Annotated in this window: 12 protein-coding genes; 10 read left to right on the forward strand and 2 right to left on the reverse strand. The window is 70.2% G+C overall.

All coding sequences use genetic code 11. The features are described from left to right. Window positions 1-7 precede the first annotated feature (7 nt). Window positions 8-1,618 carry a glycoside hydrolase family 13 protein gene (locus JIW86_RS27860; RefSeq protein WP_257556608.1) on the reverse strand — a complete coding sequence of 537 codons (1,611 nt, stop codon included), beginning with the start codon at window positions 1,616-1,618 and terminating at the stop codon, window positions 8-10. 222 nt (window positions 1,619-1,840) lie between these two features. Here JIW86_RS27860 and JIW86_RS27865 point away from each other — a divergent pair, with 222 nt between their 5' ends. The 10 genes from JIW86_RS27865 (at window position 1,841) to pulA (ending at window position 19,060) form a co-directional block, all read left to right on the forward strand. Then, window positions 1,841-3,115: an extracellular solute-binding protein gene (locus JIW86_RS27865; protein ID WP_215140666.1), complete on the forward strand. Its 1,275-nt coding sequence runs from the start codon at window positions 1,841-1,843 to the stop codon at window positions 3,113-3,115. A gap of 7 nt (window positions 3,116-3,122) precedes the next feature. Then, entirely contained in the window at window positions 3,123-4,151 is a 1,029-nt protein-coding gene (locus JIW86_RS27870) for a carbohydrate ABC transporter permease (protein WP_215140665.1), read from the forward strand. A 2-nt stretch (window positions 4,152-4,153) separates the two neighbouring features. Then, entirely contained in the window at window positions 4,154-4,993 is an 840-nt protein-coding gene (locus JIW86_RS27875; protein WP_215140664.1) for a sugar ABC transporter permease, read from the forward strand. 51 nt (window positions 4,994-5,044) lie between these two features. Continuing rightward, on the forward strand, window positions 5,045-6,634 hold the full coding sequence (locus JIW86_RS27880; RefSeq protein WP_215140663.1) for a glycoside hydrolase family 13 protein: 1,590 nt from the start codon (window positions 5,045-5,047) through the stop codon (window positions 6,632-6,634). Continuing rightward, complete coding sequence (locus JIW86_RS27885) at window positions 6,619-7,632, forward strand: LacI family DNA-binding transcriptional regulator (RefSeq protein ID WP_215140662.1); 1,014 nt, start codon at window positions 6,619-6,621, stop codon at window positions 7,630-7,632. Before JIW86_RS27880 ends, JIW86_RS27885 begins: the two co-directional genes overlap by 16 nt. Window positions 7,633-9,413: 1,781 nt before the next feature. Then, window positions 9,414-9,737, forward strand: coding sequence for a hypothetical protein (locus JIW86_RS27890; protein WP_257556610.1), 324 nt, complete (start codon window positions 9,414-9,416; stop codon window positions 9,735-9,737). A gap of 64 nt (window positions 9,738-9,801) precedes the next feature. Further along, window positions 9,802-10,620, forward strand: a complete 819-nt coding sequence (locus JIW86_RS27895) for a hypothetical protein (protein WP_257556611.1) — start codon at window positions 9,802-9,804, stop codon at window positions 10,618-10,620. A 687-nt stretch (window positions 10,621-11,307) separates the two neighbouring features. Continuing rightward, window positions 11,308-11,562 carry a hypothetical protein gene (locus JIW86_RS27900; protein ID WP_308296564.1) on the forward strand — a complete coding sequence of 85 codons (255 nt, stop codon included), beginning with the start codon at window positions 11,308-11,310 and terminating at the stop codon, window positions 11,560-11,562. A 315-nt stretch (window positions 11,563-11,877) separates the two neighbouring features. Next, the gene (locus tag JIW86_RS27905) at window positions 11,878-13,617 is read left to right on the forward strand and encodes a carbohydrate-binding module family 20 domain-containing protein (protein WP_257556612.1); all 1,740 of its coding nucleotides are present in this window, start codon (window positions 11,878-11,880) and stop codon (window positions 13,615-13,617) included. A gap of 97 nt (window positions 13,618-13,714) precedes the next feature. Then, the gene (pulA, locus tag JIW86_RS27910; RefSeq protein ID WP_257556613.1) at window positions 13,715-19,060 is read left to right on the forward strand and encodes a pullulanase-type alpha-1,6-glucosidase; all 5,346 of its coding nucleotides are present in this window, start codon (window positions 13,715-13,717) and stop codon (window positions 19,058-19,060) included. Here pulA and JIW86_RS27915 read toward each other — a convergent pair. After that, a complete protein-coding gene (locus tag JIW86_RS27915; protein ID WP_257556614.1) occupies window positions 19,047-19,583 on the reverse strand; it encodes a GNAT family N-acetyltransferase in 537 nt (178 codons plus the stop codon). The two genes, pulA and JIW86_RS27915, sit on opposite strands and share 14 nt — an antisense overlap. Window positions 19,584-19,589: the final 6 nt, after the last annotated feature.

The following is a 19,589-nucleotide window of genomic DNA, read 5'->3' on the forward strand; positions in this document are numbered from 1 at the left end:
CGCACGTTCAGATTGCCCACCACGTGCACGAGTCCGGTGGCAGCAGCACCGTGCGGCCGTCCGTCTCCACGGGCGCGCTGGACAGTACGGGGCGGCCGGGCTCCGGGAGTTCGACCGGGGTGGGCCGGCTGTTGAGGGTGCAGGCGAAGCCGGGCCGGGTGAAGAGGAGCACGTCCTGGGGCGCGGGCAGCCAGGTCAGCGGGCCCGAGTCCGGGGAGCCGAGACCGGGCAGGGCCCGGCGCAGTTCCAGGGCGGCGCGGTAGAGCTCGAGGGTGGAGTGCGGATCGCCGGTCTGGGCGGCGACGCTGAGGCCGCCCCAGCCGGCGGGCTGCGGCAGCCAGGTGCCCGACGGGCCGAAACCGTACGGGGGCTCCGCGCCGGACCAGGGCAGCGGCACCCGGCAGCCGTCGCGCAGCCCGTCCTGACCCGCGGTGCGGAGGAAGGCGGGGTCCCGGCGGGCCTCGTCCGGGAGGTCGGCGACCTCCGGCAGGCCCAGCTCCTCGCCCTGGTAGACGTACGCCGACCCGGGCAGGGCCAGCATCAGCAGCGCGGCGGCCCGCGCCCGCTCCAGGCTGCCGAAGCGGGTCCGGTGCCGTACGACGTCGTGGTTGGACAGCACCCAGGTGGTGGGCGCCCCCACCGAGGCGGTGGCGGCCAGGGACTCGTCGATCACGGTCCGCAGGGCGGTGGTGTTCCACGGGCAGTTCAGGAAGCGGAAGTTGAAGGCCTGGTGCAGTTCGTCGGGGCGGACGTAGAGGGCGAGGCGCTCGGAGGTCGGCACCCAGGCCTCGGCGACCCCGATCCGGGGGCCCTCGTAGGAGTCGAGGAGCCGGCGCCAGGAGCGGTGGATCTCGTGGACCCCGTCCTGGTCGAAGAAGGGGAGCGGCTGCGTGCCGATGAGGGTGGCCTGGGCGCCGTGCCCGATGTCGGGCAGGCCGGCGGCCTTGACCATGCCGTGGGCCACGTCCACCCGGAAGCCGTCGACGCCGAGGTCGAGCCAGAAGCGCAGGACGGAGGCGAACTCGGCGGCGACCTCCGGATGGCCCCAGTCCAGGTCGGGCTGCTCGGGGGCGAAGAGGTGCAGGTACCAGGCGCCGTCCTCGACACGGGTCCACGCGGGGCCGCCGAAGACGGACTCCCAGTCGTTCGGCGGCTCGGCGCCGCCGGGCCCCCGGCCGGGGTGGAAGTGGTAGCGCGCCCGGGCCCGCGGATCCCCGGCGCGGGCGGCCCGGAACCACGCGTGCTGCTCGGAGGTGTGGTTCGGCACCACGTCCACGATGATCCGCAGCCCCAGTGCGTGGGCGGCCCGTACGAGGTCGTCGGCGTCGGAGAGGTCCCCGAAGAGCGGGTCGACGGCCCGGTAGTCGGCGACGTCGTAGCCGCCGTCCGCCTGCGGGGAGACGTAGAAGGGGGTCAGCCACACGGCGTCGACCCCCAGGCGGGCCAGGTGGGGGAGGCGCTCGCGCACCCCGCGCAGGTCCCCGACGCCGTCGCCGTCGCTGTCGGCGAAGGAGCGCACGTACACCTGGTAGATGACGGCATCACGCCACCAGCCACTGCTTGCGGTGGCGTTGCTGGAAGCGCTTGCAAGCTGGACGGCCGTCGACTCATGGGTCATATCGGGGTCAACGCGAGCACACGCCCCCTGGTTGCGGGCCGGGACAGTCGAAGGTGACTCGAACTAACAGCAAGCTGCGGCAACCGTACGGACACACCGATGTAACGATCAGCCCTTCTTGCAGAAAATTGCCGCAAGCCCTTTCGGTCTTCTTTCAGCCTTGTTACGTTCCTGGCAACTCGGGACCGCGAGGGCGCGGCCGGGATCATCGAAGGAGTTCATATGCGGCGTGGCATAGCGGCCACCGCGCTGGTCGCGGCCCTGGCGCTCGCGGCGACGGCTTGCGGTGGGGACGACAAGGACGCGGCCGGCGAGACGAAGGCCGGCGGCGAGCTGTCCGGCACCGTCACCTGGTGGGACACGTCGAACGACGCCGAGAAGGCCAGCTTCCAGAAGATCGCCGAGGCGTTCACCGCGAAGCACCCGAAGGTGACCGTCAAGTACGTCAACGTCCCGTACGGCGACGCGCAGAACAAGGTCAAGAACGCCTTCAGCAGCGGTTCCGACGCCCCCGACGTGATCCGCGCCGACGTCGGCTGGGTCGCCGACTTCGCGTCCCTGGGTTACCTCGACGAGGTCCCGGCCGAGACGGCGAAGAAGGTCGACTCCGAGTTCCTCGCGCAGGCCGCGGCCAGTGGCAAGTACGAGGGCAAGACCTACGCCGTGCCGCAGGTCATCGACACCCTCGGCCTCTTCTACAACAAGAAGATGCTCGCCGACGCCGGGGTCCAGCCCCCCAAGACGCTCGAGGAGCTGAAGACCGCCGCCGCCGCCATCAAGGCGAAGACCGGCAAGGCCGGGCTCTACCTGCGCGGCGACGACTCCTACTGGTTCCTCCCGCTGATCTACGGCGAGGGCGGCGACCTGGTCGACGCGAAGAACAAGACGGTCACCGTCGACAACGCGGCGGGCGTCAAGGCGTTCAAGACCGCCCGTGACCTGGTCACCTCGGGCGCGGCGGTCACCAACGCCACCGACGGCTGGACCAACATGCAGACGGCCTTCAAGTCCGGCGAGGCCGCCATGATGATCAACGGTCCGTGGGCGGTCGCCGACACCTACGCCGGTGACCAGTTCAAGGACAAGGCCAACCTCGGCGTCGCCGCCGTCCCGGCCGGCTCGGTCAAGGCGGGCGCCCCGCAGGGCGGCCACGACCTCGGTGTCTACGCCGGTTCCAAGAACCGCGCCGCGGCCCACGCCTTCGTCGACTACATGACCTCGCAGGAGGTCCAGGTGCAGTCGGCCAAGGAGCTGAGCCTGCTCCCGACCCGCACGGCCGCCTACGAGCAGCCGGACGTCAAGAGCAGCGAGATGGTGCAGTTCTTCAAGCCGGCCGTGGACAAGGCCGTCGAGCGCGCCTGGATCCCGGAGAACGGCTCCCTCTTCGAGCCGCTGAAGGTCGAATACACCAAGGCGATCACCGGAGCGTCGAGCCCCGAGGACGCCGCCAAGGCGGCCGGCGTCGAGTTCCGCAAGATCCTCAAGGGTTGGAAGTAACGACAAGATGGCTGCTCACACCAGCCAGTCGGTGGCGAAGGCCGCGGGCGACGGCGTCGAGAACGACGCCGCCGCCCGCGGCCGGAGCCGCAGGACTGACAGCGGGAACACACGTGGACTGAGGCGTGCCCTCGCCACCCACTGGTACGCCTGGGCCATGATCGCCCCGGTGGTGCTCGTACTCGGCGTGATCATCGGCTGGCCGCTCGTCCGCGGCGTCTACCTGTCGCTGACCGACGCCAACGAGCGCAACGTCGCCCGCACGATCGGCGCGCGTCACATTGACGCCACGTACGAGTTCGTCGGACTCGACAACTACACGGCCGTGCTCGGCGACCCGGTGTTCCTGCAGCGGCTGGTGTGGACGGTGATGTGGACCGTCGCGTGCGTGTCCATCACCTTCACCCTCGGCCTGGTCCTGGCCAACATGCTCAACCGGGACTTCCGGGGCCGCGCCGCCTACCGGATGGCGCTCATCCTGCCCTGGGCCGTCCCCGGCTTCGTCTCGGTCTTCGCCTGGCGGTTCCTCTTCAACCGCGACAACGGCATCCTCAACAAGATCCTCGACGGCGGCGGCATCGCCGCCATTCCGTGGCTCGACGACCCGACCTGGGCCAAGTTCTCGGTCGTGGCCGTCAACGTCTGGCTCGGCGTCCCCTTCATGATGGTCGCCCTGCTCGGCGGGCTGCAGTCCATCCCCGGTGAGCTCTACGAGGCCGCCGAGATGGACGGCGCGAGCGCCTGGCAGCGGTTCCGGCACATCACCCTGCCCGGGCTGCGCGCGGTGAGCATGACCGTGATCCTGCTCTCCACCATCTGGACCTTCAACATGTTCCCGGTGATCTTCCTGCTCACCCGCGGCGGACCCGGTGACTCCACCGAGATCCTGGTGACGCAGGCCTTCCGCGAGGCGTTCGTCTCGAGCCCGCGCGACTTCGCCGGCTCCGCGACCTGGGGCGTACTGATCCTCGCCCTGCTCATGATCTTCGCGCTGGTCTACCGGCGCTCGCTGCGCAAGCAGGGAGAGGTGTGGTGACCATGACCACCCGCACTCGGGGCGCCCGCGCCCCGCTCGCCTCCGTCGGCCTGCACCTGACCCTGCTCGGCGCGTCCGTCATCGCCGTCTTCCCGGTGCTGTGGATCCTGCTGACCTCGCTCAAGCCCGCCGAGCACGCGATCACCACCGACTTCGTCAAGGACCCGACCCTCGGCAACTACGAGTACCTGCTGGAGTCGAGCCACTTCCTCAGCTGGTTCGCCAACTCCGTCCTGGTCGCCGGCGTGACCACCGTCCTCGGTGTGTTCATCGCCGCCACCACCGGATACGCGGTCAGCCGCTTCAAGTTCCCCGGCATGAAGCCGCTGATGTGGACCCTGCTCATCACGCAGATGTTCCCGATGGCCATCCTGATCGTCCCGCTCTACAACCTGATGGGCGACCTCGGCCTGCTCAACCAGCCGCTCGGTCTGATCATCACCTACCTCACCATCGCCGTGCCGTTCTGCGCCTGGATGATGAAGGGCTTCTTCGACACCATCCCGGTGGAGATCGACGAATCCGGCCGAGTCGACGGGCTCAACCCCTTCGGCACCTTCTGGCGGCTGATCCTGCCGCTCGCCAAGCCCGGCCTCGCCGTCACCGGCTTCTACGCCTTCATCACCGCCTGGGGCGAAGTCGCCTACGCCTCCGCCTTCATGGTCGGCGAGGAGAACCTCACCCTGGCCGGCGGGCTCCAGACCTTCGTCACCCAGTACACCTCCAACTGGGGTGCGATGAGCGCCGCCTCGGTCCTCATCGCCATCCCCGCGGCGATCTTCTTCGTTTTCGCCCAGCGTCACCTCGTCGCCGGAATGACGGCAGGCGCCACCAAGGGCTGACCACCCGTGCCTGCCCCCTCTCACCCCCGGCCCGATCTCTCCAAGGACGACATGACCCAGCACCTCGCCGACGCACTTCCCACCTCCACCGGCACCCAGCCCGGCTGGTGGAGAGAAGCGGTGATCTACCAGGTCTATCCGCGCAGCTTCGCCGACTCCAACGGGGACGGCATGGGGGACCTCGAAGGCATCCGCAGCCGCCTGCCCTACCTCAAGGAACTGGGGGTCGACGCCGTCTGGCTGAGCCCCTTCTACGCCTCCCCGCAGGCCGACGCGGGCTACGACGTCGCCGACTACCGGGCCATCGACCCGATGTTCGGCACCCTGCACGACGCCGACGCCGTGATCCGCGAGGCCCACGCCCTGGACCTGCGCATCATCGTGGACCTGGTCCCCAACCACTGCTCCGACCAGCACGAATGGTTCAAGCAGGCGCTGCGCGAAGGCCCCGGCACCCCGCTGCGCGAGCGCTTCCACTTCCGCCCGGGGCAGGGCGCGGACGGCGCGGAGCCGCCGAACGACTGGGAGTCCATCTTCGGCGGGCCCGCCTGGACCCGGGTCGCCGACGGGGAGTGGTACCTGCACCTCTTCGCCCCCGAGCAGCCCGACTTCAACTGGGAACACCCCGCCGTCCAGGACGAGTTCCGCTCCATCCTGCGGTTCTGGCTCGACCTCGGCGCCGACGGCTTCCGCATCGACGTCGCCCACGGACTGGTCAAGGCCCCCGGCCTGCCCGACCTCGGCCGCGACGAGCAGCTCAAGCTGCTCGGCAACCAGGTGCTGCCCTTCTTCGACCAGGACGGGGTCCACGAGATCTACCGCTCCTGGCGCCGGGTCCTCGACGAGTACGCGGGCGACCGCATCGGCGTCGCCGAGGCGTGGACGCCGAGCGCGGACCGCACCGCGCTCTACCTGCGCCCCGACGAGCTGCACCAGGCCTTCAACTTCCACTACCTGAGCACCGGCTGGGACGCGGACGCGCTGCGCGGCGCCATCGACGACTCGCTCGACTCGATGCGCCCGGTGGGCGCCCCGACGACGTGGGTGCTGTCCAACCACGACGTCGTACGGCACCGGACCCGGTTCGGCAGCCTGGAGCGGGCACGCGCCGCCGCGCTGCTGATGCTGGCCCTGCCCGGGTCGGCGTACGTCTACCAGGGCGAGGAGCTGGGGCTTCCGGAGGTGACGGACCTCCCGGACGAGGTGCGCCAGGACCCCTCCTTCTTCAAGGCGAACGGCCAGGACGGGCTGCGCGACGGCTGCCGGGTGCCGATCCCGTGGTCCGGCGACCAGGCCCCGTACGGCTTCGGCAGCGGGGGCAGCTGGCTCCCGCAGCCGGCCGAGTGGGCGGGCCTGAGCGTGGCGGCGCAGACCGGTGACCCGGCGTCCACGCTGGAGCTGTACCGCTCGGCGCTGCGGATCCGCCGCGAGCACGCGGACCTGGGCGCGGGCGACGCCGTGGAGTGGCTGACCGCCCCGGAGGGGGTGCTGGCGTTCCGGCGCGGGGGCTTCGTCTGCACGGTCAACACGACGTCCGCGGCCGTACGCCTCCCCGCATCCGGCACGGTGCTCCTCGCGAGCGGCCCGCTCGCCGAGCCGGACGTCCTTCCCGCCGACACCGCGGTGTGGTGGAAGGGGTGACTTCCCCGCTGCGGCTGACGGACATCGCCGCGCAGGCCCAGGTCAGCGAGGCGACCGTCAGCCGTGTGCTCAACGGCAAATCGGGCGTGGCGGCCGGCACCCGGCACAAGGTGCTGGCCGCGCTCGACCTGCTGGGCTACGAGCGGCCGGTGCGGCTCAAGCGCCGCAGCAACGGCCTGGTGGGTCTGCTGATCCCGGAGCTGACGAACCCCATCTTCCCGGCCTTCGCACAGGTCATCGAGCAGGCGCTGGCCGGGCACGGGTACACGCCCGTGCTGTGCACGCAGACCCCCGGCGGGGCCACCGAGGACGAGCTGGTGGAGCAGCTGGAGGAACGCGGGGTCACGGGGATCGTGTTCCTGTCGGGCCTGCACGCGGACTCGGCGGCGGACCCGTCGCGCTATCAGCGACTCGCTGCGCGCGGCACCCCCTTCGTCCTGATCAACGGCTTCAACGAGCAGGTGAACGCGCCCTTCATCTCCCCGGACGACAGGGCGGCGGCGGACATGGCGGTGCGGCACCTGGAGGACCTGGGGCACCGCAGGATCGGCCTGGCGATCGGGCCGACGCGGTACGTGCCGTCGGCCCGCAAGGAGCAGGGGTTCCTTGCGGCCGTGCCGTCCGCGGAGTCGGAGGGCCTCATCCAGCGGACGCTGTTCACGGTGGAGGGCGGCCACGCGGCGGGCGGCGCACTGCTGGACCGGGGCTGCACGGGTGTGGTGTGCGGGAGCGATCCGATGGCGCTGGGAGTCATACGGGCGGCGCGCGAACGCGGGCTCCGGGTCCCGGAGGACGTCTCGGTCGTCGGCTTCGACGACTCGCCGCTGATCGCGTTCACGGACCCGCCGCTGACCACGGTCCGCCAGCCGGTCCGCGCCATGGCGACGGCGGCGGTGGGCGCGCTGCTGGAGGCGGTGGCCGGCACCCCGGTCCAGCGCACCGAGTACGTGTTCCAGCCGGAACTGGTGGTCCGCGGCTCGACGGCCCAGGCGCCGTAGGCGGGGTACGGCTTTAGGTGCGTGCGGGGCCCTTACCCCCTCGCTCCCCGCTCCGGGGCTGGGCGGGGAGCGAGGGGGTAAGGGCCATGCGATGTGGTCCCCCTCCACGGGTTCCGGTCACGGTCAACAGTCCTCAGCGGAGCCGGACCGGCCGGGAGTCTCGGGTTTTCCAAGGGTTCGACACCATGGACATTCGTGGAGGTCGCTCGCGGCGCTCGCCGGAGGCGGCAAGGGCAGAGGGAAACCCGCCCTGTATTCGTCCTGGAGCGCATGGATCGTCGCCGTTCTCGTCCGGGGTGGGGTGGCTGCGCACGCCGTGCCCGCTTCGGCCACGCGGTGTCCCACCTTCGCCAGCGCCGCCCACGCGGTACGCGCCACCCGCGTTGCGGCCAGCCGGAGACGACGACGAGCCATCGGCCATGGGCCACGATCGGCTGGGTCACCAGAGGCGGCCATGCTCACGCAACCCTTCTCCCGGACTGCGTGGGGATGAGCCGGACCCCGGGCCCGTGTATTCCTTTCGTCAGCCGTGCCACGAAACGAGTTCCTCCTTCTCGGTCGCACGCAACCTTGGGGGGATGCGAATGATGAACTTATCGCACCTACAGCAATAGGCGTATAATACTTCTTTCGATTTAAGAAAATTCTCACCCTTTTATTGCTGCGCCGGGCATGGGAATGCGTCGAACAGTTCTCCGCCGGTTTAGTGGCGACCTGATGTGGCGGACGTGACCGGCAATGTGCGAATTGCCGGGGTTTTTTGCATGGTCGACAACGTGCGAATTGCCGGGGTTTTTAGAGGTTCAGTGATATCGCCCCCTTTCCGTCTTGCCCGTGTCAGAACTGCAGCCACTCGGCAGGCGGAGTCGGCCACCTGCGTGACGATGCCCTGTCGTGAAGGTCTCGTGGGAAGGGTGGGCGATGCGGCTCATGGGCGACCGGGAGAGCCTCCGCACCCAGGCAGGCCGCGGCGCCGGCGGGCTTCTCCCCCGGCCGTACCGGCGCTGCGGATTCCTGACGAGACCGCCGGAAGCAGCTGTCTACATGTCGGGACATGACGTACTGGAAGCGTTCATGGCGCCTCAGTTCGAGCATGTCCACATGCCACAGACGGCCAGTGCCTGACGACGTCAACGCGACGACGGCCGTACCCGGTACGGCGGAGATCAGCACGATCCACGGGAGGATGTCTCCCACAGCTGGTCCTTTCCGAAGGCTGATGTTCAAGGGGCGCACACGATCGGAGCCCCAGCGATCCTTCGGCATAACGCAGAGGCATATGCGGAGTTGCGCTCCTCCATCCAATTGCAGCCATGCGCAGCAATCCGCCGGCCAGGCATCTCAGTGGACTTGCCGATGATCGGTCGAGTGCCGAGGGCAGCCGGACGAGGGGCCGCGCAGGCGACCTTACGGGTTCCGGCTCGACGATCGGCATGCTCGTGCAGGCCGGTGCGGCTGCAAGCGCGGGCCGGTAAGAGTGAAATGTGAAGGATGGAGAAATGTGCTGGACGGTGGCCCGCTGCATGTAAGCACGCGCTGCCGCCGGCCGCACCGACGTTCGGGCGGACGGGGGCCGTCGTGGACGAAGACTCCGTCACAGCGGGGCCTGCGCCCGCCCGCCGCTCATCGTCGCCTGAGCTGCAGAATTATGCAGAAGGGTGTGGGTTCTGCACTCTTGTGACGTTTGCAGAACCGATAAAAGACACGGTCGGCTCTCGCTCATCCGCCAGCATCACCCGGACGGCGCATACCCTGACCAACATCGACAGCGTTTATGGAATATGACAACAGCAAAGCTTCCCGCTTTCTTCCGCAGGTCTGCGGAAGGCGACGGGCAGGGGGGTCGCTTTCACGCCGGGGCCACCCGGATCGGAAAGTGGATTTTCACGCCCCGCTCATCTGGCTTCAGCCGGACCGGGAACGCAACACTCGAACACGAGGACCTCGAAATCGATCTGAGCTACTCCTCTGCGATCTTTGAGGACTTCCTCCGCACGATGAGCATGATCCAGATCGAGTTCGACCGACAGTCCGGGAACGCGGCACCATCCACGACGTCTGCCGACGAGTGCGACGAGTACTCCGGGGGCACCTCCCGTGTATGAGCCGTACGGGCCCCCAGACGTCCACGGCGCCCACCCCCGGCCGGAGACCCCAGCATTCTGGCCCGTGCCAGACCACGTGCAGCACCCTTTCCCCGGGCATCCGCTCGACGAGGCCCACGGGCCGTGGGATCCGGCGGAGGAGCTCGCGAGCCTCCTTCAAGAGGCCATCGCCCCCAGACAGCCGGAGCCCGTCACCCCCGTCGGCTTCGACGCCACCGGTGACACGGTCAGCGCCGTCGGCCTCGTCGCCGGGCTGAAGCAAACCCATGCCGGGAAGCCGCACGCACAAGTCTCCGGAGGGCACCGTCGGCACCCGTCGAAGACGCGGGTGATGACCCTGCTTCAAACGGGCAGTCTGTGCACCGCCGTGCTGGTCGCCGTCATCGCCGCCGTGGTGAGCATCCTCAGCGGTCTGGCGATCTGCGACGCCCTGCGCCACAGCGCCGGACCTCAGGCAGCACGCGAAGTGGTCAGCTGGTGGCCCCTGTTGATCTACGGGCCATGGATGGTCGCCTCCCTGTCCATCCTCAGATCCGCGCTGCACCAGCGCCGCGCGCTCCATTCCTGGTCCATCGTCCTGTTGTTCTCCACGCTGGCGACGCTTCTTTGTGTAGCCCAGGCACCCAGAACAATCGCCGCCGGGGCGGCCTCTGCCCTTCCTGCCATCGCCGCGCTGGCTTGCTTCCAGCAGCTGGTCCGCCAGATCACCCTCACGCGACCGCCCCGCCAGGCCACTCCACGACACCGGAACCCGACGCCCTCCCCGCTCGGGCAGGCGGCCGCAGCCAAACGCAGCCCGACGGCCCCTCCCGGCTACTCCCTGGCGGACAAAGGGGCTGCCCGAGCGCCGTCCCACGGTCGCGGGTTCGGGTACGGCGCATGACGGTAGTACGCGTGTGGCAGTGCCATCTGTACAGGTCGGAGCAACGTCCACGCGGGTGGGCAGTGGGTTGAAGGGAGGGACCGGGCGGCCGCGTCTCAGTCCCGCATGCCGCGTGCGAGATGGGTCCGCCGTCCGGGCAAGGGGCCTTCTGCAGCCGGCCGATGGGCGCGTCAGGCGGGCAAGGCAGCGGGAGTCCTGCGCTGGTGTCCCGGTGGGAACGGCACCGCCGGACCATGACGCAAGGAAGTCGTCGAGCGTTCCGCGAGCGGCGACCGCGAAGAGCGAAGGCGGTGACAGCCGCTAATTTCCTGGACAACCCGGTCCTTCCCACACGTCAGAGGGGTCCTCGCCTGCACCTTTTGAAACGAAGATCGAAAGCGATAGTCACGGGGTGTGCGCAGACTCAACCCGACGGTCTACCTGCCCCATCGCGACCAGAACCGGGCCCACTCACTGTGCTGCGGCTCAGACCGCACCCCGCGCCCGCCCGGCAGCGAGGCCGCTGCCGTCGGCATGTCCGGCGTGCGCGCTGCCGAAGTGATCACTGCCTCGTCCCCCTGGGGCGCCCGTGTGCCCAGAGCCCGCACATCAGGCAACGGCCACGGCCTGCTGAACCGAACCGACCGAAATCCACGACGTGTTCCGGCACCTCACCTCCCACGCCTACCACGAGAGGGCAGCATCATGGTGTACGAATTGACCCGCACCGAACGAATCCAGTACAAGCGGCGCCAGGACGCCGCCTACCAGGCCGGCGAAGACGCTGTCACCAACCTCCAGGCGGCGCTTGCGCTCGCCGACCTGACCCTTCCTTCGCTGTGCAATGACGGACCGGTGGCCGGCCGCGGCTTCGTCCGGCTCGGAGGATGCAACGCGGCTTTCGCCAACCGGCTCGCCGAAGTCATCGCCGCAGGCGCCGACGCCCTGCAGTGCCAACGGTGAAGGGCCGGTGAACCGGCTTCCGGACGGCGGAGCCGCTCGGAACCCGTTGGTGCATCGATCGGGGGGTCTGGCGGTTCGAACTTCCTGACCCCGCCCGACGGGATCTGAATCTCCGGCCGCCGGGCGGGTGCCCTGTGGGCCCTGCCGCCTGAGCACGTGCCCCTGTGCGAACGGGCCGGAGGCGCCGCCGGAGTGTGGCGCACCGCCCGGCGCCGGAAACAATTCTGCAATCTCTTGCGCAAAGTCTTGCAACACTCCGGGCTACACCTCTACGGTCGCGGACAATCCCCACCTCTCCCGCCAGGAGGCCCCCGCATGTCCGCCAGAGCCGCCAGACCCGCACGATCCCCACGCTCCACCGCCATCACCGCCCGCGCCGCCGCTGCGGGCGTGCTTGCCGCCGCCGCGCTCGCCGCGCTCACCGCACATGCCCCCCAGGCCTCCGCAACGCCTCCCGGAGACAAGGACGTCACCGCCGTCCTCTTCGAGTGGAAGTTCGACTCCGTGGCCGCGGCCTGCACCGGCACCCTCGGCCCCGCCGGCTACGGCTACGTCCAGGTCTCGCCTCCCCAGGAGCACATCCAGGGCTCCCAGTGGTGGACCTCGTACCAGCCCGTCAGCTACAAGATCGCCGGGCGGCTCGGGGACCGGGCCGCCTTCAAGGCCATGGTCGACACCTGTCACGCCGCCGGGGTGAAGGTCGTCGCCGACTCCGTGATCAACCACATGGCCGCCGGGGACGGGACGGGGACGGGCGGGAGTTCGTACACGAAGTACGGGTACCCGGGGATCTATTCCGGCTCCGACATGGACGACTGCCGGGCGACCATTTCCAACTACCAGGACAAGGCCAACGTCCAGAACTGCGAGCTCGTGCAGCTCGCGGACCTGGACACCGGCGAGGACTACGTGCGGGGCCGGATCGCCGGCTACCTCAACGACCTGCTGTCGCTGGGCGTCGACGGGTTCCGGATCGACGCCGCCAAGCACATGCCGGCCGCCGACCTCGCCAACATCAAGTCCCGGCTGACGAACCCCGGCGTCTACTGGAAGCAGGAGGCCATCTACGGCGCCGGCGAGGCCGTGTCGCCCAGCGAGTACCTCGGCAGCGGTGACGTGCAGGAGTTCCGGTACGCGCGGGATCTGAAGCGGGTCTTCCAGAACGAGAACCTCGCCTACCTGAAGAACTTCGGCGAGGCGTGGGGGTACATGGCGAGCGGGCAGTCCGCCGTGTTCGTCGACAACCACGACACCGAGCGCGGCGGCGACACCCTCACCTACAAGGACGGCTCCGCATACACCCTCGCCAGCGTGTTCATGCTGGCCTGGCCCTACGGCTCCCCGGACGTGCACTCCGGCTACGAGTGGACCGACAAGGACGCCGGCCCGCCCAACGGCGGCTCGGTGAGCACCTGCTACGCCGACGGCTGGAAGTGCCAGCACGCCTGGCGCGAGATCTCCTCCATGGTCGGCTTCCGCAACGCGGCCCGCGGGCAGTCCGTCACCAACTGGTGGGACAACGGCGGCGACCAGATCGCCTTCGGGCGCGGCGCCAAGGCGTACGTGGCGATCAACCGCGAGGCGAGCGCCCTGACCCGTACCTTCCAGACCTCGCTCCCGGCCGGCGACTACTGCGACGTGCAGAGCGGGCGCGCGGTGACCGTGAACTCCGGCGGTCAGTTCACCGCCACCCTGGCCGCCGGGACCGCCGTCGCCCTGCACACCGGCGCCCGTACCTGCTCAGCGGCTCCCGCCCCGGTCGCGGCCGGCGCCTCCTTCGCCGTCAACGCCACCACCGCCCTCGGCCAGGACATCTACGTCACCGGCGACCGCGCCGAGCTCGGTGCCTGGAACACCGGCAGCGCGCTGAAGCTCGACCCGGCCGCCTACCCCGTCTGGAAGCTCGACGTCACGCTCCCGGCCGGGACCTCCTTCGCGTACAAGTACGTACGCAAGGACGCCTCCGGGAACGTCAGCTGGGAGGGCGGTGCCAACCGCACCGCGACCGTGCCCGCGAGCGGCAAGGTCGCGCTGACCGACACCTGGCGCAGCTGAACCGCCCGCCCCACCGACCAGGGCCGCCCGGCACCCCTTTCCCCGCCAACCGCCGGGCGGCCCTTATCCACGCGACACGTACACAAGGAGATCCGCCTTGATACGCCCTGCCGCAGGAGTCCTCGCCGCCGCCCTGGCCGTGACGCTCCTGCCCGCCCTCCCCGCCGCGGCCGCCACGGCGCGGCCACCGGCGCCGCCCTCGGACGCGAAACTCGCCGCCGAACCGGCCCGGCACGACCTGACCCGGGATCAGTTCTACTTCGTGCTCCCGGACCGGTTCGCGAACGGCGACCCGCGCAACGACCGGGGCGGCCTCACCGGCTCCCGCCTGGAGACCGGCCTCGACCCGACGGACAAGGGCTTCTACCAGGGCGGCGACCTCAAGGGGCTCACCGACCGGCTCGACTACATCAAGGACCTGGGGACGACGGCCATCTGGATGGCGCCGATCTTCAAGAACCAGCCGGTGCAGGGGAAGGGCGATGACGTCTCGGCGGGCTACCACGGGTACTGGATCACCGACTTCACCCAGGTCGACCCGCACTTCGGCACCAACGCCGATCTGGAGCGGCTGATCGACAAGGCGCACGGGAAGGGGATGAAGGTCTTCTTCGACGTCATCACCAACCACACCGCCGATGTCGTCGACTACCGGGAGGCGTCCTACTCGTACCTGTCGAAGGGGGCGTTCCCGTATCTGACCAAGGACGGCGTTCCTTTCGACGACAAGGACTATGCCGACGGGAAGGGGAAGTTCCCGAAGACCGGAGCCGGATCCTTCCCGCGGACCCCGTTCGTGGCCGACGCCAAGAAGAACCTCAAGGCGCCTGCCTGGCTCAACGACCCGCAGATGTACCACAACCGGGGCGACTCCACCTTCGCCGGCGAGTCCTCCGAGCAGGGCGACTTCTTCGGCCTCGACGACCTGTGGACCGAGCGTCCCGAGGTCGTCAGCGGCATGGAGAAGATCTACGAGAAGTGGGTCGAGGACTTCCGTCTCGACGGTTTCCGGATCGACACCGTCAAGCACGTCAACATGGAGTTCTGGAGCCAGTGGGCGACCGCGCTCGATCAGTACGCGGCGAAGCGCGGCCGGGACGACTTCTTCATGTTCGGGGAGGTCTACTCCGGCGACACCGCCGTCACCTCCCCGTACGTGACGCGCGGACGCCTCGACGCCACCCTCGACTTCCCGCTCCAGGACGCGATCCGCTCGTACGCCTCCCAGGGCGCGGGAGCCGGGCGGCTGGCCGCCGTCCTCGGCGACGACTACAGGTACACCACCGACAAGGCCAACGCCTACGAGCAGGTGACCTTCCTCGGCAACCACGACATGGGGCGCTTCGGCGCCTTCCTCAAGCAGGACCGGCCGGGCGCGGGGGAGCAGGAGCTGCTGGACCGCTACCGGCTCGCCAACGAGCTGATGTTCCTCTCCCGGGGCAACCCGGTGATCTACTCCGGCGACGAGCAGGGCTTCACGGGCGCGGGCGGTGACAAGGACGCCCGTCAGCCGCTCTTCGCCTCCCGGGTGGCCGACTACCTGGACGACGACCAGCTCGGAACGGTGCGCACCCACGCGAGCGATGCTTACGATCCGGGACACCCGCTCTACGAGCAGATCAGTGCTCTCTCGAAGCTGACCAAGGCCCACCCGGCCCTGCGCGACGGCATCCAGAGCGAGCGCCTCGCCGACGGGTCCGTCTACGCCTTCGCCCGGACGGACGCCCGCAGCCGCACCGAGTACCTGGTCGCCGCGAACAACGCGGCCGAGCCCCGGACCGTCGAGATCGACGCCCCGGCCGGCGCCCAGTACCGCACCCTGTACGGCGGCACCGCCCTGCTCCGCGCCTCCGCGGCCGGCAAGCTCACCGTCGTCGTCCCCGCCTTCGGCTCGGTCGTCCTCCAGGCCACCGCCCCCCTCGCGGCCCCCGCCGCCAAGCCCGCCCTGACCCTCAAGGCCCCGGCCCCCGGCGCCACCGGCACCGTCGAACTCTCCGCCGACGTCAGCGGCGGCGGCCTGAACCGGGTCGTCTTCGCCACGCAGAGCGGCAACGAGAAGTGGCAGGTCCTCGGCTCCGCCGACCACGCCCCCTACAAGGTCACCCAGCACGTCACCGCCCCGGCCGGAACCGCCCTGCGCTACAAGGCCGTCGTCGTCGACTCCGCCGGCCGCACCGCGAGCGCCCTCGCCGAGTCCGTCGCCGGCCAGGCCCCGCCCGTCGAGACCCCCACCGCCACCCAGCGCGACTACGCCGTCGTCCACTACAACCGCCCCGACGGCGACTACACGAACTGGCGGCTCTACGCCTGGGGTGACATCGCCGAGGGCGAGGCGACGCCGTGGCCCGCCGGGCACGGCTTCACCGGCCGCGACGCCTACGGCGCCTTCGCGTACGTCAAGCTCAAGCCCGGTGCCTCCTCCGTCGGTTACCTCGTCATCGACAAGGACGGCAACAAGGACGTCGCCGCCGACCGGACCATCGACGTCACCAAGACCGGCGAGATCTGGCTGGAGCAGGGCAAGGAACCCGCCCGCACCGACCGCCCCGCCTACCCGCCGCAGGACACGGCCAAGGCCGTCCTGCACTACCAGCGCCCCGACGGCGCCTACGACGGCTGGGGACTCCACCTCTGGACCGGCGCCGCGATCCCCACCGACTGGTCCAAGCCGCTGCTCCCCGCCCGCACCGACTCCTACGGCGCGGTGTACGAGGTCCCGCTCGCGGCCGGGGCGACCAGCCTCAGCTACATCCTCCACAAGGGAGACGAGAAGGACCTCCCCTCCGACCAGTCCCTGGACCTCAAGGCCACCGGCCACGAGGTCTGGATGCTGGGCGGCCGGCCGAACTACCTCCTCCCGCAGCCCGCGGGCTCCGGCGCCGCCCTGGACCTCACCAAGGCCCAGGCGGTCTGGATCGACCGGGACACCCTCGCCTGGAACGCCCCTGCTGCCGCCGCCTCCGCCCAGCTCCTCTCCTCCCGCGACGGCGCCGTCAAGGCCGAGAACGGCACCCTGCACGAGGGCGGGGCCCGATGGCTGCGCCTGAACCGGACCGAGCTCACCGCCGCCCAGAAGCAGAAGTTCCCGCACCTGGCCGCGTACACCGCCTTCACCGTCGATCCGCGCGACCGCGACCGGGTCCGTGAGGCCCTGCGCGGCCAGCTCGTCGCGAGCGCCCGCGCCGCGAACGGCGCCGTCCTCGCCGCCACCGGAGTACAGCTCGCCGGGGTCCTGGACGACCTGTACGCCACCACCGCATCACTCGGCCCGGTCTTCAAGGACGGCCGCCCCACCCTCTCCGTCTGGGCCCCGACGGCCCAGCACGTCGCCCTCGAACTCGACGGCCGCACCGTCGCCATGCGCCGCGACGACGCGAGCGGCGTCTGGTCGGTGCGCGGCGAGCACTCCTGGACGGCGAAGCCCTACCGCTACGCCGTGACCGTCTGGGCACCGAGCACCGGTCAGGTGGTCCGCAACCTCGTCACCGACCCCTACTCCACCGCCCTGACCGCCGACTCCACGCACAGCCTCGCCGTGGACCTGGCCGACCCCAAGCTCGCCCCGCCCGGCTGGAAGGAGCTGCGCAAGCCCGCTCCCGTGCCCTTCACCTCCGCCCAGATCCAGGAGCTCCACATCCGTGACTTCTCGGTCGCGGACCGGACCTCCAAGCACCCCGGCCAGTACCTGGCCTTCACCGACACCGGCTCGGCGGGCATGACCCACCTGCGCGACCTGGCCGCCGCCGGAACCTCGTACGTCCACCTCCTTCCGGCCTTCGACATCGGCACGATCCCGGAGAAGCCCGCTGACCGCACCGAGCCCGCCTGCGACCTCAAGGTCTACGCCCCGGACTCGCAGGAGCAGCAGGCCTGCGTGGCCGCCGCGGCCGCGAAGGACGCGTACAACTGGGGCTACGACCCGCTGCACTACACCGTCCCCGAGGGCAGCTACGCGAGCGACCCCGACGGCACGGCTCGTACGGTCGAGTTCCGCAGGATGGTCCAGTCCCTCAACGGGGCCGGGCTGCGCACCGTGATGGACGTGGTCTACAACCACACCGTCGCCTCGGGGCAGGCGGACAAGTCCGTCCTCGACCGGATCGTCCCCGGCTACTACCAGCGCCTGCTGGCCGACGGCAGCGTCGCCACCTCCACCTGCTGCGCCAACACCGCCCCCGAGAACGCCATGATGGGCCGCCTCGTCGTGGACTCGATCGTCACCTGGGCGAAGGAGTACAAGGTCGACGGCTTCCGCTTCGACCTGATGGGCCACCACCCGAAGGCCAACATCCTGGCCGTCCGCAAGGCCCTCGACGAGCTCACCGTCGCCAAGGACGGGGTCGACGGCAAGAAGATCGTCCTCTACGGGGAGGGCTGGAACTTCGGCGAGATCGCCGACGACGCCCGCTTCGTGCAGGCCACGCAGAAGAACATGGCCGGCACCGGCATCGCCACCTTCTCGGACCGGGCGCGCGACGCGGTACGCGGCGGCGGCCCCTTCGACGAGGACCCGCACGTCCAGGGCTTCGCCTCCGGCCTGTTCACCGAGCCCAACGGATCACCCGCCAACGGCACTCCGGCCGAGCAGAAGGCCCGCCTCCTGCACGCCCAGGACCTGATCAAGGTCGGCCTGTCCGGCAACCTCGCCCCGTACACCTTCACCGACACCACCGGCCGTACGGTCAAGGGCTCCGAGGTCGACTACAACGGCGCCCCGGCCGGTTACGCGGCCGCCCCCGGCGACGCCCTCGCCTACGCGGACGCCCACGACAACGAGACCCTCGCCGACGCCCTGACCTACAAGCTCCCGCCGGCCACCGGCGCGGCGGACAAGGCCCGGATGCAGGTCCTGGCCATGGCCACGGCCGCCCTCTCCCAGGGTCCGGCCCTCTCCCAGGCGGGCACGGACCTGCTCCGCTCCAAGTCCCTGGACCGCAACTCCTACGACAGCGGCGACTGGTTCAACGCCGTCCACTGGGACTGCCGCGACGGCAACGGCTTCGGCCGCGGCCTGCCCCCGGCCGCCGACAACGCCTCGAAGTGGCTCTACGCGAAGCCCCTGCTGACCGCCCCGGCCCCCGGCTGCGCCGAGATCACCGGAGCCTCGGCGGCCTACCGCGACCTGCTGAGGATCCGTACGACGGAAGGGGCCTTCGCCCTCACCACCCCGCAGGCGGTCCAGGACCGGCTGTCCTTCCCGCTCTCCGGCAAGGAGGAGACCCCGGGTGTGATCACCATGGTCCTCGGCGACCTGGTGGTGGTCTTCAACGCCACCCCCACCGCCCGGCCCCAGCGCGTCCCGGCCCTCGCGGGCACCGCGTACGCCCTGCACCCGGTGCAGGCCGCGGGCTCCGACGCCACGGTGAAGCGGTCCACGTACGACGCGACGACAGGAGAGTTCACCGCCCCCGCCCGCACGGTGTCGGTCTTCACACGGCGCTGAGCCGGTCCAGGCGCTTCTCCAGCAGGATCACCCCGTAGATCCTGCCGTCCTTCCCCTCCTTGTGGGGGAACTCCCCGACCACCCGGTAGCCCGCGCCCCGGTAGTACGCGAGCAGCCGGGGGTTGGTGGAGACGCAGTCCAGCCGCGCCCGCTCCCGCCCGGTCCTGGCGATCCGCCGCTCGGCATGTTCGAGCATGCGGCGCCCGGCCCCGGCGGGGGCGGCCTCGCGGGCGACCATCAGCCGGTGCACGTAGCCCGCGACGGGCGGCTGGACCCCCCAGGCCTCCTCGTCGGACCACCACAGTTCGTAGGCCCCGCAGACGTGTCCGTCGGAGTCGGCCGCGATCCACACCTCGCCGTCGCGCATCTTCGACCGGAAGTGCGCGGCGTCCTTGTCGCCGGGCTTCCACTGCTCGATCCCGTGCTTCTGCATCCAGCGGGCGGCCTGGTCGTACAGCCGCACGAGCAGTCCGGCGTCCTTCTCCTCGGCCGGCCGGAACAAGATCCCGTCGTCAATGATCACGCGGGC

The sequence above is a fragment of the Streptomyces sp. NBC_00162 genome (assembly GCF_024611995.1).
Classification (GTDB): domain Bacteria; phylum Actinomycetota; class Actinomycetes; order Streptomycetales; family Streptomycetaceae; genus Streptomyces.